This window comes from Corynebacterium sp. HMSC055D05 (genome assembly GCF_001810365.1).
GTDB lineage: Bacteria > Actinomycetota > Actinomycetes > Mycobacteriales > Mycobacteriaceae > Corynebacterium > Corynebacterium coyleae.
Genome location: NZ_KV801069.1, coordinates 1 through 22819, shown reverse-complemented (window position 1 = coordinate 22819; position 22819 = coordinate 1). Strand labels below are relative to the sequence as shown.

The window sequence follows — 22819 nt, the reverse complement described above, 5'->3', positions numbered from 1 at the left end:
GCCGTGAGCAGCGAAAACACGTTCGGCCAGAACAGCTGGCTGGTTGACGAGATGTTCCAGCAGTACAAGGACGACCCGAACTCGGTCGACGCCGAATGGCGTGAACTGTTTGAGAAAAAGGGTGCACCGAAGACCGCTAATGGCACGTCCAACGTCACCCCTTCGCAGGCAGGTGCAAGCCAGGCGAAGACCGACCCGAAGGTTGCCCGTTCCACCGGCGCACCTTCGCAGGATGGTCGCGAGACCAAGGTCGACGAGGCCGCAGCAAAGGTCTCTAACCGCCCGCAGCGCACCCTGCCGAAGCCGAAGGCCTCCCCGCTGGACAAGATCGCACAGGTCGAGGTCGAGCCGGGCGAGTTCCAGCTCAAGGGCGCATTCCGTGCGATTGCGAAGAACATGAACGAGTCGCTCGAGGTGCCGACGGCGACGACCGTGCGAGACATGCCGGTCAAGCTCATGTTTGAGAACCGCGCGCTGATTAACGACCATCTCAAGCGCACCCGTGGCGGCAAGGTCTCCTTCACCCACATCCTGGGCTACGCCATCGTCCTGGCGACGAAGCTGCACCCGGACATGAACAAGAACTACAAGGAGGACGGCAACAAGTCCTTCGCCATCCAGCCAGAGAACGTCAACCTCGGCCTGGCTATCGACCTTCCGGGCAAGAACGGTTCCCGCTCCCTCGTCGTCGCTGCGATCAAGGAGTGCGAGAAGAAGTCCTTCTCCGAGTTCGTTGACGCATACGAGGACATCGTCGCTCGTGCACGCGACGGCAAGCTGACCATGGATGACTTCTCCGGTGTCACCATCCAGCTCACCAACCCGGGCGGCATCGGCACCCGCCACTCCATCCCGCGCCTGACCAAGGGCCAGGGCACCATCGTCGGCGTTGGCGCTATGGACTACCCGGCAGAGTTCGCCGGCGCGTCCGAGGACCGCCTCGCTGAGCTCGGCGTTGGCAAGCTGGTCACGCTGACCTCCACCTACGACCACCGCGTCATCCAGGGTGCAGAGTCCGGCGAGTTCCTGCGCGACATTTCGCAGCTGCTTATCGACGACAAGTTCTGGGACGAAATCTTCCAGTCCATGCAGATCCCGTACTCCCCGCTGCGCTGGGCACAGGATCTTCCGAACACGGGCATCAACAAGGACACCCGTGTCATGCAGCTCATCGAGGCATACCGCTCCCGCGGCCACCTCATCGCTGACACCAACCCGCTGCAGTGGCACCAGCCTGGTCTGCCGAAGCCGGATTCCCGTGACCTGCTCATGGAAACCCACGGCCTGACCCTGTGGGATCTGGACCGCACCTTCCACGTCGGCGGCTTTGGCGGCAAGGAACAGATGACCCTGCGCGAGGTCATGTCGCGTTTGCGCTCCGCCTACACCCTCAAGGTCGGCTCCGAGTACTCCCACATCATGGACCGGGACGAGCGCGAATGGCTGCGCGACCGCGTCGAAGCCGGCATGCCTAAGCCGACCGGTGCAGAGCAGAAGTACATCCTGCAGAAGCTCAACGCCGCTGAGGCCTTTGAGAACTTCCTGCAGACGAAGTACCTCGGCCAGAAGCGCTTCTCTCTCGAGGGCGCAGAAACCCTCATCCCGCTGATGGACGCCATCATCGACACCGCTGCAGGCCAGGGCCTGGAAGAGGTTGTCATCGGCATGCCACACCGTGGCCGCCTGAACGTCCTGTTCAACATCGTGGGCAAGCCTGTTGCAACGATCTTCAACGAGTTTGAAGGCAACGTGCGTGCAGCCCAGCAGGGTGGCTCCGGTGACGTGAAGTACCACCTCGGCTTCGAGGGCGAGCACATCCAGATGTTCGGCGACGGCGAGATCAAGGTCTCCCTGGCTGCTAACCCGTCCCACCTTGAGGCAGTCGATCCGGTGCTCGTCGGTATGGCACGCGCCAAGGAAGACCAGATCAAGGCTACCAAGGGCCGCGAAGACCACCCGGTGGTTCCGCTTATGCTCCACGGCGACGCATCGTTTACCGGCCTGGGCATTGTCCAGGAGACCCTGAACCTGTCCCGACTGCCGGGCTACACCGTCGGCGGCACCATCCACATCGTGGTGAACAACCAGATCGGCTTCACCACCACCCCGGATTCCGGCCGTTCCTCCTACTACGCCACCGACCTGGCCAAGGGCTTCGACTGCCCGGTCTTCCACGTCAACGGCGACGACCCGGAGGCAGCCGCTTGGGTCGCCCAACTCGCTACCGAATACCGTCGCGAGTTTGGCAAGGACGTCTTCATCGACCTCATCTGCTACCGCCTGCGTGGCCACAACGAGGCCGATGACCCGACCGTGACCCAGCCGGTCATGTACGAGCGCATCAACAACCACCCGTCGGTACGTACCCGCTACACCCAGGACCTCATCGGTCGTGGCGACATCACGAAGGAAGACGCAGAGAAGGCCGCACAGGACTTCCACGACCAGCTCGACGCGGTCTTCACCGACGTGAAATCCGAGAAGGGCCAGCCGAGCGAGCAGACCGGTATTACCAATTCTCAGGAGCTCACCCGCGGCCTGGACACCAACATCACCGAGGAGCAGTTCAAGCGCCTCGCAGATGCATACGCCAACCTGCCGGAGGACTTCACCCCGAACAAGCGCCTGAAGTCCGTTCTGTCCAAGCGAGGCGGTTCGTTCACCGACGGCGACATCGACTGGGGCTGGGGCGAGCTGCTCGCCTTCGGTTCCCTGGCTGAGAAGGGCAAGTTTGTCCGCCTCGCCGGTGAGGACTGCCAGCGCGGTACCTTCACCCAGCGTCACGCAGTGCTGTACAACCCGGACAACGCCGAGCCGTTCAACCCGCTCGACCACAACGCGCAGGAAGCCGGCAACGGCGGCCAGTTCCAGGTCTTCAACTCCGCCCTGACCGAGTACGCAGGCATGGGCTTCGAGTACGGCTACACCCTTGGCAACAAGGACGCCGTCGTCGCTTGGGAAGCACAGTTCGGCGACTTTGCCAACGGCGCCCAGACGATTATCGACGAATACCTGTCCTCCTCCGAGACCAAGTGGGGCGAAGTGTCCTCCCTGATCTCCCTGCTGCCGCACGGCTACGAGGGCCAGGGCCCGGACCACTCGTCGGCACGCATCGAGCGCTACCTGCAGCTCGTCGCGGAAGGTTCCATGACCATCGCCCAGCCGTCCACTCCGGCTAACCACTTCCACCTGCTGCGCCGCCAGGCTCTCGGCGAGATGAAGCGTCCGCTGGTCGTCTTCACCCCGAAGTCCATGCTGCGCAACAAGGCTGCAGTGTCCCAGCCGTCTGACTTCACCGAGGTCAACCGCTTCCAGTCCGTCATCGACGACCCGAACTTCGTCGAGCGCGGCAACAAGAAGATCGGCGACACCGACAAGGTGAAGACCATCATGCTGTGCTCCGGCAAGATCTACTGGGAGCTGGACAAGAAGCGTCAGAAGGATGGCCGCGACGACATTGCGATCGTCCGCGTGGAGATGCTCCACCCGATCCCGTTCAACCGCCTGTCGGATGCGTTCAAGAACTACCCGAACGCCAAGGAGATCCGCTGGGTGCAGGACGAGCCGGCAAACCAGGGCGCATGGCCGTTCTACAACGAGCACCTGCGCACCCTGATCCCGGACATGCCGGAGATGGTCCGCGTGTCCCGTCGTGCACAGTCCACCACCGCAACCGGTGTGGCCAAGGTGCACCAGCAGGAAGAAAAGCAGCTGCTTGAGGAAGCATTCGCTGACTAACCTGCACACCTAAAAACTCCGGCCCGGCTTGTGAAAAGCCGGGCCGGAGTTTTTGTTATTCGGTTATTTGGACGCAGAGTCCGGGTCGATCACATCCTCTGGGTCTGCCGGGGTGTCGTGGTGGACGTCGATGTGGGCGTATTCGATCATCCACTCCGCAATCGCATCCTCCACCGTGGCACCCTTGTCCACTTCTTCCGCCATCTCCTCGAGACGGTCAGTGGACAGCACGCGGGTGATGAAGTTCAGGCGGTTGATCTCACCGTGATCGAACGTGCCTTTATGAAACACCGGAATGACGTTTTGCGGCAGCTCACTCTCTCCGCACGCTTGGGCGGGTGACGGGTCGACGGTGCGCATATCCCCCGGCATAGCGGCGACAGCGGCCCCATAGACCTCGTCGGTATAGGCGCCATCGGTCACATCGCCGCCCGCTAGCTCCTTGGCGGCCTTAGGGTCCGACTCTTCGAGCAGACGCCCAGTGCACGTGACGACGAAGTCAATCGGCTGCTCACGCAACACCTCAAGCGTCGGCGCGTCATCCAGCCCCGTCACTGAGGTCACGCTCGTCGGCCGGCCTTGGCCCTTAAGTACGCGGCTGTAGATCTCCCCAAGTACGACTTGTTCGTTGGAGGCGCCGTCGATGGCGATGGCGATATCGGCCTTCTCCGGCCGCGCCTGAGTGTAGATGTTGTCCTCCGACGCGCAACTAGAGAGCGCAACCGCGGCCGTGCACAGGGCTGCGGCTGCAACAAACTGGTGGTGTGCCTTCATGGTCGGTTACTCGCCGATGACGTTTTCAGAGGCGGGAGTGCGACCGCCTGCTTGTGCGATCATGTCGCGGGCCTGCGGTGCAGCATCCGGCTCGCACAGCACGTCGTAGCGGCCAGCCACGATCGTGGTTGCAGACGCGAAGTCGCGCTTGCCGCCGGTGAACGCGTAGGCCACAGCGGAGGCCACCGTGCCGAAGATCGCACCGATAACAACCGCCCACACGAACATGGTCAGGCCAGCACCCGGAACCGAGATGAGGGAAAGCAGCAGGCCGAAAAACAGGCCCATCCACAAACCCGACAGCGCGCCGGTGCCCAGCACCTTCGGCCATGTAAGCCGGCCGGTAATCTTTTCCACCTGCATCAAGTCCACACCAACGATGGAAAGCTTCTCTACAGGAAACTCCCTGTCGGACAGGTTGTCCACGGCGCGTTGCGCCTCGGCGTAGGTGGAAAAGCTGCCCACAGGCCAGCCGGTGGGCACCTCTGTGACACCAATACGCTTATTCAACGATGGGTTCATAGGTTCAGTCATGCTGGGTAGTCTATCGGGATTCCAAAATCCCCCAGGAACGGCCGTATAATCGCGTGGCAATGGCTACTGAACATCAGATTTTGGAAAGCGATGTCCACGAAGCGCTTTCGCGCGTTGATGACCCGGAGATCGGCAAACCGATCACGGAGCTCAACATGGTGGAATCGGTCACCATCGACGGCAACAATGTTGCGGTCGGTATTTATCTCACAATCGCTGGCTGTCCGATGCGCGACACCATCGAGTCAAATGTGCGCGCTGTAGTCGAGGAGCTCGACGGCGTGGGCGACGTGAGCGTCACTCTCCACACGATGAGCGACGAGCAGCGCCGTGCGCTTGCCCAGAAACTCCGCGGCGAGCAGACCGGCCCGGCGATCCCATTTGCGGATCCGGATACGCGCACGCGTGTTATCGCGGTGGCCTCCGGCAAGGGTGGTGTGGGTAAGTCCTCGATGACCGTGAACCTGGCCACCGCTATGGCCGCCCAGGGCCTGACGGTGGGCATTGTTGATGCCGATATCTACGGCCACTCGGTGCCGGGGTTGATGGGTTCTGAGGACCAGGGCCCCACGCTTGTCGACGAAATGATCATGCCTCCTATCGCCCACGGCGTGCGCCACATCTCGGTGGGACAATTCGTGGAAGGCAACGCCCCTGTCGTGTGGCGTGGCCCGATGCTTACCCGTGCGATCCAGCAGTTCTTGGGCGACGTCTACTGGGGTGATCTGGACGTGCTGTTCATGGATCTGCCCCCGGGAACGGGTGACGTGGCAATCACCGTCGCGCAGTTGGTGCCGAATGCGGAGCTGCTGATCATCACCACCCCGCAGGCTGCGGCAGCCGAAGTCGCGGAGCGCGCCGGCACGATTGCGCAGCAGACTGACCAGAAGATCGCCGGCGTGATTGAGAACATGTCGGGCATGACCATGCCGGACGGCACGGTACTCAACATCTTCGGCGAGGGCGGGGGCGAGCACGTCGCCGAGCGCCTGACCCAGCTGACCGATTCCGATGTGAAACTACTCGGCTCCGTACCCCTGGACCCGAAGCTGCGTGAACACGGCGATACCGGCACCCCGGTTGTCATCTCCGATCCGGAGTCGCCGGCGGCCAAGGCGGTGCTTGAGATCGTCGACAAGCTAAAGGTGCGCCCGAACTCACTGGCAGGCAAGAGCCTGAACCCGCAGGTTAAATAACGTCCTCCCAGGAGAACCCTTTGCGCTCCGGCTGCGTACCGCGCGGCTCGGGGCGCATTTGTTGTTGCGGCGGCGCCTGTGGTGGTGTCTTCGGCGCTGGAGGCTCGCTGGGGTCGTTGTCTTCGAACAACACCTTCGCCATCGCCCGCTTCGGCCCCATCGCCGCATAGCGCGAGACAGTATCGATCGGCTTCTTAAACTCCTCGAACTCCCCCAGCTCGCCGTTGAGTTCCGCCTTGGCGTTGTTGATCGCTTTCTTGGCCGCATAGATCGCGGCGCGCACATCCTCGACGACAGAAGGCAGGCGTTCGGGCCCGATCACGATCAACCCGATGATCAGGATGAAGAAAATCTCGCCCCAACCGATGCTAGAAAACACCTAACTCACCTTACTCACGGTGCGTCAGCGAGCGAATCGCAGACTCCACTCGGCTCCGGATCCCCTTGGGGGTTTCGGGGGTGTCGGTCACGTCTTCGTCGCAAAGCATCGCCAGTCGCTCCACAAGCGACGCCGGGGCGTGCATGTCGGAGGAATTACACACCTGCAGACGCTGCGACGTCCCACGCTGCGCCTGAACTTCCTCACAACACTCCCCACACAACCGCAGGTGCCGCTCGGCGCGCAGCGTGGCAGCCTTGGACAACTCGCCGTCCGCATAGGCGGCAATCGCCTCCGGATTGAGATGATCCGTGGAGTTAAACCTAGTCACGGCGCCGACTCCTTCCCTACTACCGGGCGCGGATGAGTTCCTTCGCGGCGGCGCTGTGGAGGGCTTGTTTCTCCAACGACTCGCGCATCTGCGCGCGACCGCGGTGGATACGCGATCGTACAGTACCCATCTTCACTCCGAGGGTTTCAGCGATCTCCTCGTAGCTCATCCCCACCACATCACACAGGACCACGGCCACGCGGAACTCCGGCTTCAAATCGTCCAACGCCTTCTGCAACGCAGGGTCCAGGTTGGTCACGGAGTACGCATCTTCCGGGGTCATGTCGGTGCCGGGCACGCGCTCGTAATCCTCGGGCAGCGCCTCCATGCGGATCTTGGCGCGACGACGCACCATGTCCAAAAACAGGTTCGTGGTGATGCGGTGCAGCCAACCCTCGAACGTTCCAGGCTGGTACTGCTTCACGTTGCGGAACACACGCATGAACGTCTCTTGCGTAAGATCTTCCGCGTCGTGCTGATTACCGGAGAGGCGAAACGCCAGGCGGTAGACACTGTCGGCATGTTCTTTCACCAGTTCAGACCAGGTCGGCATTGCTGCCTGGCCTGCGTCAAACGCTGCGGTACCGGTGAGTGGAACGTCAGTGCTCATGCGCAACAGTTTCGCAGACTCACTGCCCCAAAGCCAGCCAACCAGTTAACAGAATCCTGTGAACGCAACACGGCTATGATGTGGCGTGTGAGTGAGACCGCATTTACCCAGATGAACTCGTACCTCGCCGCCCGTTCCACCGAAGGCGGCCACCTTTCCAACCAGGTTGCGGAAGCTTTGCGCGCAGCGCGCGAGGACGCTGCCGAAAACGGCACCCCGGCACCCAGCCCGGTGGTCGGCGACCTGTTGACGGTGCTCGCGGCGGCAACCCCGAACGCATCCCAGGGTGCGGTTGCGGTGACCCCGGCCGCCGGTGTTGTGGGCTTGCACCTGCTCGCAGGCCTGCCGGAGAAGGCCACCATGACCTGCATCGAGCCGGAAGCCGCACTGCAGGCCGGCGCGAAGGAAGCGGTGCGCAACGCAGGGTTTAGCCCGTCGCGTGTGCGTTTCCTCACCGCACGTCCCCTCGAAGTAATGGGGCGCTTGGCTAACGACGCCTACCAGATCGTCTACGCAGACGTCTCCCCCGTCGAACTGCGCCCGCTCATCGAGGCCGCCTGGCCGTTGCTGGCCCCGGGCGGCACGTTGGTGCTTGCAGGTTCGCTTCTCGACGGCACCGTGGCCGACCCCACCCGCCGCGACCGCGAAACAGAGGCCGCCCGTGAGGCGGATGAGTTCGTCGATACGCTGACAGCCGAGCGCGGCGCCGCGGTGGCGCGTCTGCCGCTTGACGGCGGCCTGACGCTGATCACCAAAATCGGCTAAACAACTTCGCTCTTACCGACGACGACAACACCGCCGTCGGACACCGTGAACCGCTCGCGGTCGCGCTCCGTATTCACACCGACCGTCTCCCCATCGGAGACGTAAACGTTCTTGTCCAGGATGCAGTGGCGCACCACCGCGCCCTTGCCCACGCGCACACCCGGCATGAGCACAGAGCCCTCCACCGTCGCGCCTTCTTCGATGCGCACGTCGGTGGACAGCACCGAGTTACGCACCGTCGCACCGGAAATGATCGAGCCGGACGCCACAATGGACTCCTGCGCAATACCACCGAGGACGAACTTTGCCGGGGGCAGGTTGTCGTCGTCAGTCGCGTGGATCGGCCACGCCTTGTTGTACAGGTTGAACACCGGGTGCGAGGAAATCAGATCCATGTGGGCCTCGTAGAACGAATCAATCGTGCCCACATCACGCCAGTAACCCCGGTCGCGGTCCGTGGCACCCGGCACCCCGTTGTTGGAAAAGTCATACACGTTCGCCTCGCCCTGCGCGACGAAGTACGGGATGATGTCGCCGCCCATGTCGTGGCTGGAATCCTCGTTCTGCTCGTCCTCCAGCAGCGCCTGGATTAGCGCCTCGGTAGAGAAGCAATAGTTGCCCATCGATGCGAACGTCATCTCCGGATCGTCCGGGGTACCCGGTGGGTCGGCCGGCTTTTCCAAAAACTCGGTGATCGTGCCGTCATCGTCGGCCTGGATGCAACCGAACGCGCTCGCCTCCGCACGCGGCACGCGAATGCCTGCCACGGTGGCAGCCTTACCCGAAGCGATGTGATCTTCAACCATCTGCGACGGATCCATCCGGTAGACGTGGTCCGCGCCAAAGACCAAGACGTAGTCAGGCATGTCGTCGTAAATGAGATTCAGCGACTGCACAATCGCATCCGCCGACCCGTTGTACCAACGCTTCCCGCGACGCTGCTGCGCCGGCACCGACGCAATGTACTGCTGTGTTGGGCCAGAAATGTTCCACGCCGTAGCCACATGGCGGTCCAGAGAGTGCGACTTGTACTGCGTCAACACCGCAATACGCATGTAGCCGGCGTTGACCAAATTCGACAGCACAAAATCGATCAAACGGTAGTTGCCGCCGAACGGAACGGCGGGTTTGGCACGGTCAGCCGTCAGGGGAAACAGGCGCTTGCCTTCCCCGCCGGCCAGGACAATGGCGAGAACTCGAGGCTGGCTTTTCATAACCGCAAGGCTAATGCCAATTCAAGGCTCGTGCAGGGATTCCGCAACGTCAGTAGGCTCGGCGGACATGAAGGTAGGAATGCTCACGCGCGAATACCCGCCGGAGGTCTACGGCGGCGCCGGGGTGCACGTCACAGAACTCACGCGGTTCATGCGCGAATTCGCCGACGTCGACGTCCATTGCATGGGCGCCCCACGCGACGGCGCCGGTGTCTTTGTCCACGGCGTCGACCCCGCACTCGAGGGGGCCAATAGCGCGATCAAAACCCTGTCCACAGGCCTGCGCATGGCCGATGCCGCAGCCGGGCTCGACGTGGTGCACTCGCACACGTGGTACGCGGGCCTCGGCGGCCACCTCGCCGGGCTGCTCCACGAGATCCCCCACGTGGTCACCGCCCACTCGCTCGAGCCGGACCGCCCGTGGAAGCGCGAACAGCTCGGCGGCGGCTACAACGTGTCCTCCTGGTCGGAGAAAAACGCGATGGAAAACGCCGACGCGGTCATCGCCGTATCTGCCGGAATGAAAGATGCCATTTTGCGCGCCTACCCGCGTATCGACGACTCCCGCGTCCACGTCGTCCTCAACGGCATCGACCCCGCCAACTGGTACCCGGACACCGGCACCATCGCCGAAGAACTCGGAGTAGACACCTCGCGGCCGGTCGTCGCGTTTGTCGGGCGCATCACCCGCCAAAAAGGTGTCGCCCACCTGCTCAAAGCAGCACAGCTTTTCGACGACGACGTCCAGCTCATCCTCTGCGCCGGCGCCCCCGACACCGAGGAGATTGCTGCTGAGACGCGTGGGCTCGTCGAAAAGCTACAAGCGCAGCGTGACGGCGTGTTCTGGGTCCAAGACATGCTGCCCGCCGAAAAAGTACGACAGGTCTACACCATCGCCGACGTCTTCGTCTGCCCATCCGTCTACGAACCGCTGGGCATCGTGAACCTGGAGGCCATGGCGTGCGGCACCGCGGTGGTAGCCTCGCGCGTCGGCGGCATCCCCGAAGTCGTCGTCGACGGCGAAACCGGCGTGCTTGTGGACTACACGCCCGACGACACCACCGACTTCGAACAACGCCTCGCCGAGGCGGTCAACGCCGTCGCCGGCGACAAACACCGCGCCGCCACCATGGGCAGCGCCGGACTCACCCGAGCCAAAGAATCCTTCTCCTGGCGCACAATCGCGAAACAAACCGTAGACATCTACAAGGGGTTGATCTGATGACGGTCTACCGTCCCGAACTACACGTCACCGCAGAACGCGGCATTCTCGAAGGCCCAGCTGGCGTATTCCGCATCGGCAGCCGCGAGAACCGCCTGTGGCACATGTTCTACCAGTACCGCCCAACCCCCGACACCCCGAGCCGCTGGGGCCACGAAGTCAGCGAAGACGACGCATTCAACTGGCTCGACTGCAACGACGTCATCGTCCCCTCCGGCGACGAAACCAACATCCGTGCAGGGTCCGTCACCTCCGCGGGCGACGGCGTCAACCTGTACTTCTCCTCCGAAACCCCGGCAGGAAACACCATCCAGATCGCCCACGTTGCGCACGTGGACAGGCTTTACGACGACCTCGACGCCGAAGACGCTGACGCTGACGACACTGACGTCTCCGATGCCGCCGAGCGCACCGGCACCGCAGTCGACGACACCGCCGGCGACACCAATTTCCGCTCGCCTTGCGTCGTACCCGCCTGGGACACGGAAGCCGACCGCAATCAAGGCCACGACGGCTGGCTTATGCTCGCCGTGACCGGGCCTGTCACCGACCCCAAGCCGGTCGTCCTCACCTCCCCCGACGGCCGAGACTGGGAGCTGCAAGGCCCGCTCGAGTTCAATGGCGAGACGGGCATCACCCTCGATGCCTCCCTCGTTGCCCCACGCATCGTGCGCCTGCGCGACGAAGTCGACGGCGAAATCCGCGACGTCCTGTTCATCACCCTCGAACGCGACGGCAAAGACACCGCCGTCTACGCCGTGGGCCGGCTGCGGGGCAACGTCTTCGACATCACCACGCCGTTTACGCTTCTCGACTACGGCCACGACTTCACCCGCCCACGCAACACCAACTACCCGCTGGACGAAACCACTGCGGAAAACCGCTACGAGCGCGCCTACCTGCTCGGGTTCATGACCAACACCGACCGCGCCGGCGACCCCACCCTCGAACCCAACTGGGCCACCGAAGGCTGGGCCAACGCCCTCACCCTCCCGCGCCGCGCCACCCTGCAGGGTGGCCGCCTCTTCCAAGTGCCCGCACCAGGCCTGCCAGACGCCGTCAGCGCCACCGACCGCGCCCGCATGTGGGCCGGCCTGTGCGAAATCCCGGCCGGCTCCCAGGTCACCCTCGAGGTGCTCGACGGCAACAACGAACCGGCTGCGGTGATCACTCATAACGGCGAGCAGCTCACACTCGACCGCCTCGACGGCTCCCCCGCAACCGCACCGCTTCACGACGACGACGAAGACAACGTCACCGTCATCGTCGACGGCTGCACCCTCGAGGTCTACGCCGGCGGCGGCAGCGTTGTCATGTCGTCGCGCATCTGGCCCGAAGGCGGCTGCAACGGCATCCGCAGCCGCGCCACCGGCGAAGCATCCATCAGCGGCGAGTGGCGCCGCGGATACCCCGCCCGCTTCTAAGCCAGCCGGCGCGTGAGCCGGCACATGAGCTAGGCACAGCAAGAAGGTCCGCATCACGCGGGCCTTCTCCGTTTCTTTAGCGCGTCGTGAGCGAAGCGCCGGCGCGCTACTTCTTGCGCAGGCGGATCAGCTGGGCGCGGGCGGTGACCTCCATCTGCTCCGGGAGGTCCTCGAGTCGCGCGTGCAGCACGTCCTTATCCAGGTGACGCGCCGACGGGCTCATACCCACCTGCGCGGCGATCGCGTCACGGCCCAGGGTCATCGGGAACGAAATCAACTCCGGATCAGCCACCGGGGTCAGCCACTGCGCCGACTGCTCGATCAGTCGCGCCACCTTGCCGTCCTCCACCCCGAGGATGCCGAGCGGCTCGCGCAGCTCATCGAGGTGGCCTTGGTCGGCGACGAGGATGACGGCCTCGCCGTCGTCGCTAAGCACACGCGCAAACTCCGCAGGATTGCGCGGCGCGAACACCACCGTCACCACATCAACCGCCCCCGTGCGGATAGGCAGCTGCTCCCACACATCCGCCACAATCGCACCCAAACGCGGATGCGCCTTAGCCAAATGCTTCGCAGCAGGCACCGAAATATCCAACCCCACGCCACGCGCGCCATCAATTAGGTCCAGCGTGTGCGCGAGGTAGTAGCCGGTTCCGGCGCCAGCCTCCAGAATTACCGGATCATGATCGCCTGCGGCATGCTCCACAACATCCGCCACACGATCCGACACCGCCTCCACAAACGGCGCGAAATGGCCATTCGACAGGAACGTTTCGCGAGAGTTGATCATCTCCAGCGAATCGCCCTCATGATTCAGCCCGCGCCCCGACGCGAGCGTGACATAACCCTGCTTGGCTACGTCATAAGAATGCCCCGATTCGGAGACGAGACGACCAAAATCGTCCTCGCCCCGAAGCGGGGTCAGGTCTACCGGGTCCGCGAGTACATCCACGATCTCGTTGAGCATGTGGTGATACTACCGCGTTTGGCCGGAACTATTCTCCAGCAGCCTCCGTGAGCAAGCGGCCAAGTTCGCCAGCCTCTTCCTTGCTCAGTTCAATGACGAGGCGTCCGCCACCGTCAGACGGGATACGCATGACGATCTTGCGCGACTCCTCCACCGCTTCCATCGGGCCACTACCGGTACGCGGCTTCATTGCTGCCATCGTCAACACTCCTTATTGCTTTGTTTCCGAAACGTGTTCTTCCGGAGATTCTACCCGTGTTTCCGGCGCAAGGTTGCCGCCCGCCAACTGTTCGATGAGCGCATCGACCTGATCCATGCGGTAACCGCGGTGCACAACCTCGAGCTGAATGTCGCCGAAGTTGCCTTCTTCCACCGCGCGGCGGTTGGCTTCCTTCACCTCTTCTGTTGGTGGCATGGGCGGCAGGGCCTCGCCGCGGCCGAAGACGGTGGCGAACAGTTTGAGGCCAATGATGCTCAGCAGTGCGAGCACCAGGATGAGGATGATCCAGGAAAGCATGCGGGTTAGTTTAGCTGTCGGCCCAGGCGGGGCGCTCGCTGACCTCGACGGGGAATTTTCCCGCGCGCGCGAGAATCGTCTTTGCGACGACATCAGCCATCCCGGCAAGTTCATACAGCGGCCTATTGCGGTGGGTGCGGGGGCTCAGTTGCGCTTGCTGGATGGCTTTTGGGCCGTGGGCGCGGGCGACGTCGATGAGCAAGCCCGCTTCCACCCCGTAGCCGGCGACGAATGGCAGCGAAAGCGCGGTTGAGCGCCGGATGGCGTATTCGCCGGCGAGCGGCTGGTCCACGGCGATCTCCGGGAAGAGGGCGCGCAGGAGGGGTTTCGCGGTCAGTTCGGTCACGCGACCGCCGGCGCCTTCGCGGGTGTAGGAGGCTTTGACGAGGTGGACGGTGTCGTCGATAAATCGCTCGGCGAGCGCGTCGACCCACCAGGGTTCGAGTGAGGTCACGTCGGCGTCGACGAAGACCACCACGTCGCCGCATGCGGCCTTCACGCCGCGCCACAGCGCCTCGCCCTTGCCGGGCCAGGGTGTGCGTGGGTCGACGTCGCGCCAGTTCACCACGGTTGCCCCGGCTGCGGCGGCGCGCTCGGCGGTGCGGTCGGTGGAGTCTGAGTCGATGACGATGACTTCGTCCGCTGACGAAGCCACACACTTTTCGACGACCCCACCCACCGTCGCCTCCTCATCCAGCGCAGGAATCACCACACTGATTCGTACATCGGTGCGCATGCCGGCGAGCGTGTCGGCACTCACGCGAGCCCCCGCACGGTTGCCAGCGGTGCCGCGGTGCCCTGGATCGCCTCGATCATGCGGATGACGTCGATCGTCGCCTCGACCTCGTGGACGCGAAACGCCGCCACCCCGCGCGCGGCCGCCCACGCGGTTGCTGCGAGGGTGCCGGGCACGCGCTGGGTGATGTCGGCACCGTTGAGGCCACGCCCGACGGTCTCGCCCACGAAATCCTTGTTGGACAGGGCCATGAGGACGGGCCAGCCGGTGGCGACGATTTCGTCGATACGCCGCAGGATCTCCAGCCCGTGGTAGGTGTTCTTGCCAAAGTCGTGCGTGGGGTCGATGAACACCGCTTCCTCCGGCACGCCCAGCGAGACGGCGCGCTCGGCCAAGGCGGTGGTTTCCGCAATCACGTCGGCGACCACGTCGTCGTAGTGCACCCGGTGCGGGCGCGTGCGCGGCGTGACCCCGCCGGTGTGCGAGCACACGTACCCCACGCGGTGGGCGCCTGCCACCTCAACCAACTCGGGGTCGAAGCCGGCCCACGTGTCGTTAATCAGGTCCGCGCCGGCTGCGATCGCCTCCTCGGCCACCGCGGCGCGCCAGGTGTCCACGCTCACCGTCACGTCCGGGTGGTGCTCACGCACCCCGGCAATAAGCGGCACGACACGGTCAATCTCCTCGGCAACGGACACGTCGTCGCCCGGGCCTGCCTTCACGCCGCCGATGTCGATGATGCTGGCCCCGGCGGAAACGGCGTCGTCGACACGCAAAAGCGCCTTCTCAATCGCGAACGTCGCACCCTTGTCATAAAACGAGTCGGGGGTGCGATTCACGATCGCCATGACCTCACTCATCGCGCAGGCGCTGATCCGTCATCACCTTGTGGGCCTCCACAATGTGCGCCACGGCCTCCTCCACCGAATCGGTAACCAGGTACAACTTCTCATCCCCCGGCGAAATCAACCCGCGGCCGAGCAACTGCTGCTCAATCCAATCCACGAGCCCGGACCAAAACTCCGTGCCCATCAGCACGATCGGGAAGTTGGTCACCTTGCCAGTCTGCACCATGCACAGCACCTCAAAGACCTCGTCCATCGTGCCGAAACCACCGGGCAGCGAAATAAACGCCTGCGAGTACTTCAAAAACATAGTCTTGCGAGCGAAGAAGTACCGGAAATTCAGACCCAGATCCACCCAGTCGTTCAGGCCCTGCTCAAACGGCAACTCGATACCCAAACCAACCGACAAACCATCCGCGTTGTGAGCACCCCGGTTCGGCCCCTCCATCAAACCCGGCCCACCGCCGGTGATCACGGCGTAGCCCGCCTCCACCAGCGCGCGGCCGACCTCGTAGGACAACTGGTACTCAGGCGTGCCCTCGCCAAGACGTGCGGAGCCAAACACCGTCACAGCCTTCGGCAACTCCGACAACGCATCAAACCCAGCCACAAACTCCGACTGGATCCGCATCACACGCCACGGATCCTGGTGCTTCCAATACCCATCAGACTGCCCCATGGACTCCAACAAACGCTGGTCATAAGTCGTGGCCTGCTCGGCCTCGTTGCGCAGCGCCATCGGCCCACGCAACTTCCGGTCACGGTCCGGGCGGGGGAAATTCAACGGAGCCATATCTCTTACTCGCTTTCAGCACTCAGGTAATCGAGCAACTGCGCCGCCACCTGACGAATCTCATCGACCGGGCACTGCTCGTCCTTCTTATGGGCAAACCCCGGATCGCCAGGCCCAAAGTTCACCGCAGGAACACCCAGGCTAGAAAAGCGCGCCACATCCGTCCAGCCGAACTTCGCACGGAAGTTCCCGCCCACAGCCTTGACCAGCCCAGCCGCGACCGAGTCACCCAGGCCAGGCAACGCCCCCGGCGCGACGTCGTCGTAAATGAGCTCGAGGCCCTCCTCCAGCGCGAGCGTCTCCTCCAAGTGCGCCTTCGCATCCTCGACGCTGCGATCCGGCGCGTAGCGGAAATTCACGATCAGTCGCGCGTGGTCCGGGATCGTATTCGTCGCCACGAAGCCCTCCAGCCCGACGACGTTTAAACCCTCGCGGTACTCGCAGTCGTCGATACGCACAGCGCGCGGCTCATACGCCGCGATACGGGTGAGCACGCCCGCAAGATCATGCGCCGCATTATGGCCAAGCCACGAACGCGCCGAATGCGCACGCGTGCCATGCGCATCCACAAACACGCGGATCGTACCCTGACAACCCGCCTCAATGATCGCACCCGACGGCTCGCCCAACAACGCAATATCACCCTGCAGCAACTCCGGATGATCACGCTCAAGGTGGTACAAGCCATTGAACTCCTGCGCCACCTCCTCGCCCTCATAAGCGATCAGCGTCAAATCATGCGCCGCCTTCCCCGGCTGCGCCAACGTGGCAAACGCATGCAAATAACACGCCAACCCCGACTTCATATCCACTGAGCCACAGCCGTGCAAAATACCGTCCGCGAGCCGATGCGGCGTGTTATCAGCCAACGGCACCGTATCAATATGGCCCGCCAACACCACCCGCGAATCCAACCCGAAACTCGTACGCGCCACCACGGTATTACCGAAGCGCTGCACCTCCGCATGCTCAAGGCCACGCAACGCAGCCTCAACGGCGTCCGCGATCGCCTCCTCATGGTGCGACGGCGACTCAATATCCACCAACGCAGCCGACAAAACAACAGGGTCCGCAAAAAGATCTAAGGAAGTCACACCGCGATCCTACGTTTACAATGACGGCCATGTCTTTGGGAGCACACGGCCTCGGAATCGCCAACATCGCCATAGACGGCACAGTGCTCGACACCTGGTACCCCAACCCCGAACTCACGCTTAACGACGACCACCCCACCACCACCCAACGCACCTCCGCCCACAACCTCTCCCCGGAGTTCCTGCGCCTCATCGGCGCCGACCGCGACCGCCTCGTCGAAACCGTGCCCGTCCGCACCACCATCGCCGACCTCGACGCCCCACCCATCGACGCCCACGACGTCTACCTCCGCCTCCACCTCCTCTCCCACCGCCTCGTCGAACCACTCACCATCAACCTCGACGGCGCCCTCAACCACCTCACCCCCGTCGCCTGGACCAACAAAGGCCCCTGCCTCCCCAACAACTTCGAAACCGTACGCACCAACCTCCGCGCCCGTGGCCCCATCCACGTCTACGGCATCGACCGACTCCCCCGCATGGTCGACTACGTCGTCCCCACCGGCGTCACCATCACCGAAGCCGAACGCGTCCGCCTCGGCGCCCACCTCGCCGAAGGCACCACCGTCGTCCGCGAAGGCTACATCTCCTACAACGCCGGCACCCTCGGCCCCGCACGCATCGAAGGCACCATCTCCTCCGCAGTCGCCGTCGGCGCCAACACCACCCTCGCCCGCGGAACCGCCCTCATCGCCACCCCCACCAACAACAACGCCCTCGCCCGCCAACCCATGCGCATCGGCGCCAACTGCCACCTCCACCCCACCGCCAGCATCAACGGCATCACCCTCGGCAACAACTGCGACATCGGTGCCGGCATCACCCTCGAACCCCACACCCGAATCTTCGACCCCGCCACCGGAGAAGATTTTCCCGCGGGAAAACTCACCGGCCGCAACAACCTGCGCATCCAACACGAGCCCTACACCACCGCCCCCGTGCTGCGCCCCGCAGAAACCACGCGCACGTAACACACGCATATAAACCGGAAAAGAATGCACTTCACTGCATGTCGAGGTTTAAGGTGTTCGACATGTCAACCCCCGTTTCCCCCGTCGCCGATTCCACCGCGCTCGCACGCGGCCTGAAAACGCGCCACCTCACCATGATGGGCCTCGGCTCAGCCATCGGTGCCGGGCTCTTCCTTGGCACCGGCGTTGGCATCGCAGCCGCAGGCCCCGCCGTCATCCTCGCCTACCTCGTCGCAGGCTTCATCACCGTGTGCTTCATGCAGATGCTCGCGGAAATGGTCGCCGCACGCCCGTCGTCGGGCACGTTCTCCACCTACGCCGAGCAAGCCTTCGGCCGCTGGGCCGGCTTCGCCATCGGCTGGCTGTACTGGTTCATGATGATCATGATCATGGCCGTCGAAATCACCGGCGCGTCCGCGATCGTCGCCCAATGGTTCGCCATTTCCCCCTGGATCCCGGCGCTGATCGCCATTGGGTTTTTCACCGTAATCAATTTCGCCGCGGTGAAAAACTTCGGCGAGTTCGAATTCTGGTTCGCCCTGATCAAGGTCGTTGTGATCGTGGCGTTCCTGTGCATCGGTGTGGCCCTGTGGCTCGGTGTGCTGCCCACCGGCGGGTTCGTAGGCCTGTCGAATATCAGCGAGGTCGGCTTCATGCCCAACGGCTGGGCTGGCGTTGCCACCGCGTTGCTCGCGGTCGCCTTCGCGTTCGGCGGCATTGAACTGGTCACCGTCGCCGCCGCCGAATCCGAAAACCCCGAAGCCGGCGTCCACTCCGCGATCCGCTCCATCATCTGGCGCATCTCCATCTTCTACATCGGCTCCGTGCTCCTGATCGTGCTGCTGTTGCCTTTCGACGAAATCGGCGGCGCGGACTCCGCAGCCGACTCCCCGTTCACTGCAGTGCTCGAAATGGCAAACATCCCGGGTGCCGTCGGCATCATGGAGGCCGTCATCGTCGTCGCCCTGCTGTCCGCCTGCAACACGCAGATCTACGGTTCCTCGCGCTTCATGCAAAACCTTGCTGTGCGTGGCGACGCCCCCGAGACCTTCGCTAAAACCGACCCCCGCGGCGTGCCCGTCCGTGCCGTGATCGTGTCCGTGTTCTTCGGCTTCGTCGCCGTTGCCCTGCAGTACTGGAACCCGCCCGGGCTGCTCGCCTTCCTCCTCAACGCAGTCGGTGGCTGCCTGATCGTGCTGTGGATCGTCGTCGCCCTCTCGTTCGTGCGTCTGCACCCACAACTCGAAGCAAACGGCGAAATCACCGACGTCCGCATGTGGGCACCAAACGTCCTGCCCTGGGTCATGGTTGCGCTTGCCGGCGGAGTTATCGCCCTGATGCTCGCCGACCCCGACGGGCGTTTCCAAATGTTCGCCGTCGCCGTCGTCGTCGGTGTTGTTTCCCTCGCGGGAATTTTGTGGACCCGCGCGACAGGAAAGCAACCGGCGAAGAAGAACGTGGCAGAGATTGAGGAGGTGCGGTAATGGGGTCGTCGACAAGCAATAGCGAGCTCGGCACCGGGCTGAAGTCCCGCCACCTGACACTCATGGGGCTCGGCACTGCCGTGGGTGCGGGCCTGTTCCTCGGCGTCGGCGTCGGCATTCGTGCCGCCGGCCCCGCGATTCTGGTCGCATACGCCATCGCCGGACTCATCGTCATTGCCGTGATGCGCATGCTCGGCGAAATGGCCGCCGCCCACCCATCATCGGGCTCATTCGCCACCTACGGACGCATGGCGTACGGCCACTGGGCAGGATTCCTCCTCGGCTGGCTGTATTACTTCCTGCTGATCATGGCGTGTGGTGCCGAACTCACCGGCGCCTCCGCCATGATGGCCTCCTGGTTCGACGTCCCCCAATGGGTGCCGGGCCTCATCGTTGTTGTCGTACTCACCGCGGTGAACCTCGCGCAAGTGAAGGGCTTCGGCGAATTTGAGTACTGGTTCGCCATGATCAAAATTGCCGTCATCGTCGGCTTCCTCCTCATCGGCGTTCTCCTGTGGCTCGGCGTGCTGCCCGCCAGCGACTTCGTCGGCTTTGACAACGTGCGCGAATCCGGCTTCGCCCCCAACGGTGTCGCCGGCATCGCCGCAGGCCTCCTCGCCGTGGCATTCGCATTCGGCGGCATCGAAGTGGTCACCATCGCAGCCGCCGAATCCGAAGACCCCGCCGACAACGTCAAACGCGCCGTCAACTCCATCATCTGGCGCATCGCGATCTTCTACCTCGGCTCCGTCGCCGTGATCACCCTGCTGCTGCCATACGCCACCATCGACGGCGCCGACTCCGCCGCAGACTCCCCCTTCACCGCCGTGCTCGAAATGGCAAACATCCCAGGCGCCGCAGCCTTCATGGAAGTCGTCATCGTGCTCGCACTACTCTCCGCATTCAACGCACAGCTCTACGGCACCTCCCGCCTCGGCTACCAACAAGCGCTCGAAGGCGACGCACCAAAATGGATGGCAAAAACCAACGCCAACAACGTGCCCATGAACTCCGTGCTCGTCTCCGTAGTCTTCGCGTTTCTCGCCGTCGGCCTGCAATGGTGGAACCCGCCCGGAATGATCGACTTCATCATGTCCGCAACCGGCGGCTGCCTCATCGTCACCTGGATCATGATCACCCTAAGCTTCATCAAACTCCACCCACGCATCCGCGAATCCGCCGTCCGCGTCCACGGCGCCACCTGGGTGCCATGGGTCACGCTCGCCGCCCTCGTCGGTTTGACGGTGCTCATGCTTTTCGACGACGCCGCCCGCTCCCAAGTCATCTCCGTCACCATCCTCTCCCTCGCCCTGGTCGGCTTGTCGCTACTGACCAAGAAACGCAGTGTCGTAAGGTAGTCGCCATGACTACCCCCACGACTGCAATTGCACGCGGAATCGCGACCATCACCCACGACGGCACAGTCCTCGACGTCTGGTACCCCGCCCCCAAGGTTGACGAGGCGGTGTCGGAAACCGGCACTCGTCGACTAGAAGAGCCCGATGCCCGCTTCGCCAACCTCGTCGGCCCCGACGAGGCACGTGGCGTCGCACGCGTCGCAGTCGAAACCACCATCGCCGACTTAAGCGCACCAGCCATCGACGCATACGACGTCTACCTGCGCCTCCACCTGCTATCCCACCGCCTCATCCGCCCACACGGCGCCAACATGGACGGCGTGTTCGGCCTCCTGTCCAACGTCGTCTGGACCAACTACGGCCCCTGCGCCGTCGCCGACTTCCAAATGACCCGCGCCCGCCTCGCCGAAAACGGCCCCGTCGTCGTTTTCTCCGTGGACAAATTCCCACGCATGGTCGACTACGTTGTGCCGAGCGGCGTGCGCATCGGCGACGCCGACCGCATCCGCCTCGGCGCCCACCTCGCCGAAGGCACCACCGTGATGCACGAAGGCTTCGTTAACTTCAACGCCGGCACCCTCGGCGCATCCATGGTCGAAGGCCGCATCTCCGCAGGCGTTGTCATCGGCGACGGCACCGACATCGGCGGCGGCGCCTCCATCATGGGCACCCTGTCCGGAGGCGGCAAAGAAGTCATCTCCCTCGGCGAACGCTGCCTCCTCGGCGCCAACGCCGGCGTGGGCATCTCGCTTGGCGACGACTGCATCGTCGAAGCCGGCCTCTACGTCACCGCCGGCACAAAGGTTGTCCTCACCGCACCCGTCGCCGAAGCCCTGGGCAAGGACGCCGGCACCGAGGTGAAGGCCCTCGAACTCTCCGGTGCCAACGGCCTGCAATTCCGTCGCAACTCCGTCACCGGCTCCGTCGAAGCCGTCCCCGCAAAGGGCATCGAACTCAACGAAGCCCTCCATGCCAACTAACCCCTGGTTCCCACCCGCCAACGACACTCTCACCGACGGCGAGTTGACGCTCCTGCCGTGGTCGCGCGTGAAAACCGTTCCGGGCGTGCGCGACGACCTGTTCGCCGCGTCGGTTGACCCACGGATGGTTGAGTGGACCACGGTGCCATCGCCGTACACCGTCGAGATGGCCGAGGCGTTCCTCGGCGACTCAGGTGACGGGTGTGCACGGTGGGCGCTTGTCGTCGATGGCCGGTACTGCGGCAGCATCGAGCTGCGCCTCGACGATTCCGGTGGTGCCGATTTTGGTTACAACACTGCCCCGTGGGCGCGCGGGCGTGGCCTGATGACTCGTGCCGTGCGCCTGGTGACCGATCACGCTTTCGCCGAGGGGGCTCCCCTGCTGATTATTCGGGCGCTGCCGGGCAATGCTGCTTCGCGCCATGTCGCGGAAGTTAACGGTTTCGCCTTTTCCGGCGAGCGCGACGGCCGCGTGGAGTATGTCAAGCATGCCGAATAGCCCGCTCGCTGGCGGGTTATTGGCTAGTTAAAGAGTTGTTGCATGGCTCCGGGCGGATGCTTCTCGACGACCGACCCTCCCGGCGATACCCACACCGGTATCCCATCGCGTATCTGTATCCGCCCGTAGCGGTTTTCACGCGGGTCATCGTCGTTGCGCCCGTTATGAAACCGACATAACGGCACTAAGTTGGCAAGGTTGGTCTCCCCACCATGCCGCCAGGCCTGGATGTGGTGCATTTCGCAGTTGTCAGCTCCATGCCGGCAATCGGGCACCGGACAGGTTGGCGACATCATCGATGCCAATGCGCGTTGCTTGCTATTGGCAAACCGCTGGGTGCGGTATAGGTTTACCGCACCCTCGGTCGGGTGAAACGCCGCGACTTCCA

At 63.7% G+C, this 22819-nt stretch carries 24 protein-coding genes; 10 read left to right on the top strand and 14 right to left on the bottom strand.

Going from position 1 to position 22819, the window contains the following annotated elements; translation table 11 throughout:
* Nucleotides 1-3 precede the first annotated feature (3 nt).
* The gene (locus HMPREF2734_RS05465) at nt 4-3738 is read left to right on the top strand and encodes a multifunctional oxoglutarate decarboxylase/oxoglutarate dehydrogenase thiamine pyrophosphate-binding subunit/dihydrolipoyllysine-residue succinyltransferase subunit (RefSeq protein WP_070569818.1); all 3735 of its coding nucleotides are present in this window, start codon (nt 4-6) and stop codon (nt 3736-3738) included.
* 63 nt (nt 3739-3801) lie between these two features.
* Here the strand turns inward: HMPREF2734_RS05465 and HMPREF2734_RS05460 are convergent, their stop codons facing one another.
* Together HMPREF2734_RS05460 and HMPREF2734_RS05455 are read right to left on the bottom strand one after the other, a co-directional pair.
* Nucleotides 3802-4512 carry a type 2 periplasmic-binding domain-containing protein gene (locus HMPREF2734_RS05460; RefSeq protein ID WP_070421794.1) on the bottom strand — a complete coding sequence of 237 codons (711 nt, stop codon included), beginning with the start codon at nt 4510-4512 and terminating at the stop codon, nt 3802-3804.
* A gap of 6 nt (nt 4513-4518) precedes the next feature.
* Nucleotides 4519-5046, bottom strand: a complete 528-nt coding sequence (locus tag HMPREF2734_RS05455) for a YflT domain-containing protein (RefSeq protein WP_070421793.1) — start codon at nt 5044-5046, stop codon at nt 4519-4521.
* A gap of 59 nt (nt 5047-5105) precedes the next feature.
* On the opposite strand from HMPREF2734_RS05455, the gene HMPREF2734_RS05450 reads away from it, so the two are divergent.
* Nucleotides 5106-6242: an Mrp/NBP35 family ATP-binding protein gene (locus tag HMPREF2734_RS05450; protein ID WP_070569816.1), complete on the top strand. Its 1137-nt coding sequence runs from the start codon at nt 5106-5108 to the stop codon at nt 6240-6242.
* Here HMPREF2734_RS05450 and tatB read toward each other — a convergent pair.
* The 3 genes from tatB to sigE are packed head-to-tail and all read right to left on the bottom strand — an operon-like array spanning nt 6235 to nt 7562.
* Nucleotides 6235-6621 (bottom strand): Sec-independent protein translocase protein TatB, encoded by a 387-nt coding sequence (tatB, locus tag HMPREF2734_RS05445; protein WP_070569814.1) that lies wholly within the window; start codon nt 6619-6621, stop codon nt 6235-6237. The genes HMPREF2734_RS05450 and tatB overlap by 8 nt on opposite strands.
* 10 nt (nt 6622-6631) lie before the next feature.
* On the bottom strand, nt 6632-6952 hold the full coding sequence (locus HMPREF2734_RS12340; protein ID WP_070569812.1) for an anti-sigma factor family protein: 321 nt from the start codon (nt 6950-6952) through the stop codon (nt 6632-6634).
* A 19-nt stretch (nt 6953-6971) separates the two neighbouring features.
* The gene (gene sigE, locus HMPREF2734_RS05435; RefSeq protein WP_070569810.1) at nt 6972-7562 is read right to left on the bottom strand and encodes an RNA polymerase sigma factor SigE; all 591 of its coding nucleotides are present in this window, start codon (nt 7560-7562) and stop codon (nt 6972-6974) included.
* A 111-nt stretch (nt 7563-7673) separates the two neighbouring features.
* Between sigE and HMPREF2734_RS05430 the strand changes: the two genes are divergently transcribed.
* Nucleotides 7674-8327 (top strand): O-methyltransferase, encoded by a 654-nt coding sequence (locus tag HMPREF2734_RS05430; RefSeq protein WP_070421859.1) that lies wholly within the window; start codon nt 7674-7676, stop codon nt 8325-8327.
* Here HMPREF2734_RS05430 and glgC read toward each other — a convergent pair.
* A complete protein-coding gene (gene glgC, locus HMPREF2734_RS05425; RefSeq protein WP_070421858.1) occupies nt 8324-9541 on the bottom strand; it encodes a glucose-1-phosphate adenylyltransferase in 1218 nt (405 codons plus the stop codon). The genes HMPREF2734_RS05430 and glgC overlap by 4 nt on opposite strands.
* 67 nt (nt 9542-9608) lie before the next feature.
* On the opposite strand from glgC, the gene glgA reads away from it, so the two are divergent.
* Nucleotides 9609-10763, top strand: coding sequence for a glycogen synthase (gene glgA / locus HMPREF2734_RS05420; RefSeq protein WP_070569808.1), 1155 nt, complete (start codon nt 9609-9611; stop codon nt 10761-10763).
* Entirely contained in the window at nt 10763-12187 is a 1425-nt protein-coding gene (locus HMPREF2734_RS05415) for a GH32 C-terminal domain-containing protein (protein ID WP_070569806.1), read from the top strand. Before glgA ends, HMPREF2734_RS05415 begins: the two co-directional genes overlap by 1 nt.
* A 106-nt stretch (nt 12188-12293) precedes the next feature.
* Here the strand turns inward: HMPREF2734_RS05415 and HMPREF2734_RS05410 are convergent, their stop codons facing one another.
* Genes HMPREF2734_RS05410 through dapE form a run of 7 tightly spaced genes read right to left on the bottom strand, consistent with a single transcriptional unit; the run spans nt 12294 to nt 17139 of the window.
* Nucleotides 12294-13154, bottom strand: coding sequence for a methyltransferase domain-containing protein (locus HMPREF2734_RS05410; protein WP_070421786.1), 861 nt, complete (start codon nt 13152-13154; stop codon nt 12294-12296).
* Nucleotides 13155-13182: 28 nt separating this feature from the next.
* Nucleotides 13183-13353, bottom strand: a complete 171-nt coding sequence (locus tag HMPREF2734_RS05405; RefSeq protein ID WP_070421785.1) for a DUF3117 domain-containing protein — start codon at nt 13351-13353, stop codon at nt 13183-13185.
* A 12-nt stretch (nt 13354-13365) separates the two neighbouring features.
* Nucleotides 13366-13671 (bottom strand): hypothetical protein, encoded by a 306-nt coding sequence (locus HMPREF2734_RS05400; RefSeq protein WP_070421784.1) that lies wholly within the window; start codon nt 13669-13671, stop codon nt 13366-13368.
* Between the two features lie 10 nt (nt 13672-13681).
* Nucleotides 13682-14431, bottom strand: coding sequence for a glucosyl-3-phosphoglycerate synthase (locus tag HMPREF2734_RS05395; RefSeq protein WP_256375545.1), 750 nt, complete (start codon nt 14429-14431; stop codon nt 13682-13684).
* On the bottom strand, nt 14428-15255 hold the full coding sequence (gene folP / locus HMPREF2734_RS05390; protein ID WP_070482826.1) for a dihydropteroate synthase: 828 nt from the start codon (nt 15253-15255) through the stop codon (nt 14428-14430). Before folP ends, HMPREF2734_RS05395 begins: the two co-directional genes overlap by 4 nt.
* Nucleotides 15256-15259: 4 nt before the next feature.
* The gene (locus HMPREF2734_RS05385; protein WP_070569802.1) at nt 15260-16045 is read right to left on the bottom strand and encodes an LOG family protein; all 786 of its coding nucleotides are present in this window, start codon (nt 16043-16045) and stop codon (nt 15260-15262) included.
* Between the two features lie 5 nt (nt 16046-16050).
* Nucleotides 16051-17139 (bottom strand): succinyl-diaminopimelate desuccinylase, encoded by a 1089-nt coding sequence (gene dapE, locus HMPREF2734_RS05380; protein WP_070569800.1) that lies wholly within the window; start codon nt 17137-17139, stop codon nt 16051-16053.
* Nucleotides 17140-17168: 29 nt separating this feature from the next.
* Here dapE and HMPREF2734_RS05375 point away from each other — a divergent pair, with 29 nt between their 5' ends.
* The 5 genes from HMPREF2734_RS05375 (at nt 17169) to HMPREF2734_RS05355 (ending at nt 22431) form a co-directional block, all read left to right on the top strand.
* Nucleotides 17169-18110 (top strand): 2,3,4,5-tetrahydropyridine-2,6-dicarboxylate N-succinyltransferase, encoded by a 942-nt coding sequence (locus HMPREF2734_RS05375; protein WP_070569898.1) that lies wholly within the window; start codon nt 17169-17171, stop codon nt 18108-18110.
* 62 nt (nt 18111-18172) lie between these two features.
* Nucleotides 18173-19594 carry an amino acid permease gene (locus HMPREF2734_RS05370; protein WP_070569896.1) on the top strand — a complete coding sequence of 474 codons (1422 nt, stop codon included), beginning with the start codon at nt 18173-18175 and terminating at the stop codon, nt 19592-19594.
* On the top strand, nt 19594-20952 hold the full coding sequence (locus HMPREF2734_RS05365) for an amino acid permease (RefSeq protein WP_070569798.1): 1359 nt from the start codon (nt 19594-19596) through the stop codon (nt 20950-20952). The genes HMPREF2734_RS05370 and HMPREF2734_RS05365 overlap by 1 nt, the downstream gene beginning before the upstream one ends.
* A 5-nt stretch (nt 20953-20957) precedes the next feature.
* The gene (dapD, locus tag HMPREF2734_RS05360; protein WP_070569796.1) at nt 20958-21932 is read left to right on the top strand and encodes a 2,3,4,5-tetrahydropyridine-2,6-dicarboxylate N-succinyltransferase; all 975 of its coding nucleotides are present in this window, start codon (nt 20958-20960) and stop codon (nt 21930-21932) included.
* On the top strand, nt 21922-22431 hold the full coding sequence (locus tag HMPREF2734_RS05355) for a GNAT family N-acetyltransferase (protein ID WP_083308094.1): 510 nt from the start codon (nt 21922-21924) through the stop codon (nt 22429-22431). The genes dapD and HMPREF2734_RS05355 overlap by 11 nt, the downstream gene beginning before the upstream one ends.
* 23 nt (nt 22432-22454) lie before the next feature.
* Here HMPREF2734_RS05355 and HMPREF2734_RS11555 read toward each other — a convergent pair.
* A partial coding sequence (locus HMPREF2734_RS11555) for an HNH endonuclease signature motif containing protein (RefSeq protein WP_141750432.1) occupies nt 22455-22819 on the bottom strand: 365 nt, incomplete at its 5' end.

What these genes read in the sequence shown, in the direction of transcription:
- HMPREF2734_RS05365 (WP_070569798.1), top strand. Translation starts at nt 19,594, where the DNA reads ATGGGGTCGTCGACAAGCAATAGCGAGCTCGGCACCGGGCTGAAGTCC.
- glgC (WP_070421858.1), bottom strand. Translation starts at nt 9,541, where the DNA reads ATGAAAAGCCAGCCTCGAGTTCTCGCCATTGTCCTGGCCGGCGGGGAA.
- HMPREF2734_RS05410 (WP_070421786.1), bottom strand. Translation starts at nt 13,154, where the DNA reads ATGCTCAACGAGATCGTGGATGTACTCGCGGACCCGGTAGACCTGACC.
- HMPREF2734_RS05450 (WP_070569816.1), top strand. Translation starts at nt 5,106, where the DNA reads ATGGCTACTGAACATCAGATTTTGGAAAGCGATGTCCACGAAGCGCTT.
- HMPREF2734_RS05375 (WP_070569898.1), top strand. Translation starts at nt 17,169, where the DNA reads ATGTCTTTGGGAGCACACGGCCTCGGAATCGCCAACATCGCCATAGAC.
- dapD (WP_070569796.1), top strand. Translation starts at nt 20,958, where the DNA reads ATGACTACCCCCACGACTGCAATTGCACGCGGAATCGCGACCATCACC.
- HMPREF2734_RS05400 (WP_070421784.1), bottom strand. Translation starts at nt 13,671, where the DNA reads ATGCTTTCCTGGATCATCCTCATCCTGGTGCTCGCACTGCTGAGCATC.
- HMPREF2734_RS05415 (WP_070569806.1), top strand. Translation starts at nt 10,763, where the DNA reads ATGACGGTCTACCGTCCCGAACTACACGTCACCGCAGAACGCGGCATT.
- folP (WP_070482826.1), bottom strand. Translation starts at nt 15,255, where the DNA reads ATGGCGATCGTGAATCGCACCCCCGACTCGTTTTATGACAAGGGTGCG.
- glgA (WP_070569808.1), top strand. Translation starts at nt 9,609, where the DNA reads ATGAAGGTAGGAATGCTCACGCGCGAATACCCGCCGGAGGTCTACGGC.
- sigE (WP_070569810.1), bottom strand. Translation starts at nt 7,562, where the DNA reads ATGAGCACTGACGTTCCACTCACCGGTACCGCAGCGTTTGACGCAGGC.
- HMPREF2734_RS05460 (WP_070421794.1), bottom strand. Translation starts at nt 4,512, where the DNA reads ATGAAGGCACACCACCAGTTTGTTGCAGCCGCAGCCCTGTGCACGGCC.
- HMPREF2734_RS05405 (WP_070421785.1), bottom strand. Translation starts at nt 13,353, where the DNA reads ATGGCAGCAATGAAGCCGCGTACCGGTAGTGGCCCGATGGAAGCGGTG.
- HMPREF2734_RS05370 (WP_070569896.1), top strand. Translation starts at nt 18,173, where the DNA reads ATGTCAACCCCCGTTTCCCCCGTCGCCGATTCCACCGCGCTCGCACGC.
- HMPREF2734_RS05430 (WP_070421859.1), top strand. Translation starts at nt 7,674, where the DNA reads ATGAACTCGTACCTCGCCGCCCGTTCCACCGAAGGCGGCCACCTTTCC.
- HMPREF2734_RS05455 (WP_070421793.1), bottom strand. Translation starts at nt 5,046, where the DNA reads ATGACTGAACCTATGAACCCATCGTTGAATAAGCGTATTGGTGTCACA.
- HMPREF2734_RS05385 (WP_070569802.1), bottom strand. Translation starts at nt 16,045, where the DNA reads ATGGCTCCGTTGAATTTCCCCCGCCCGGACCGTGACCGGAAGTTGCGT.
- HMPREF2734_RS05355 (WP_083308094.1), top strand. Translation starts at nt 21,922, where the DNA reads ATGCCAACTAACCCCTGGTTCCCACCCGCCAACGACACTCTCACCGAC.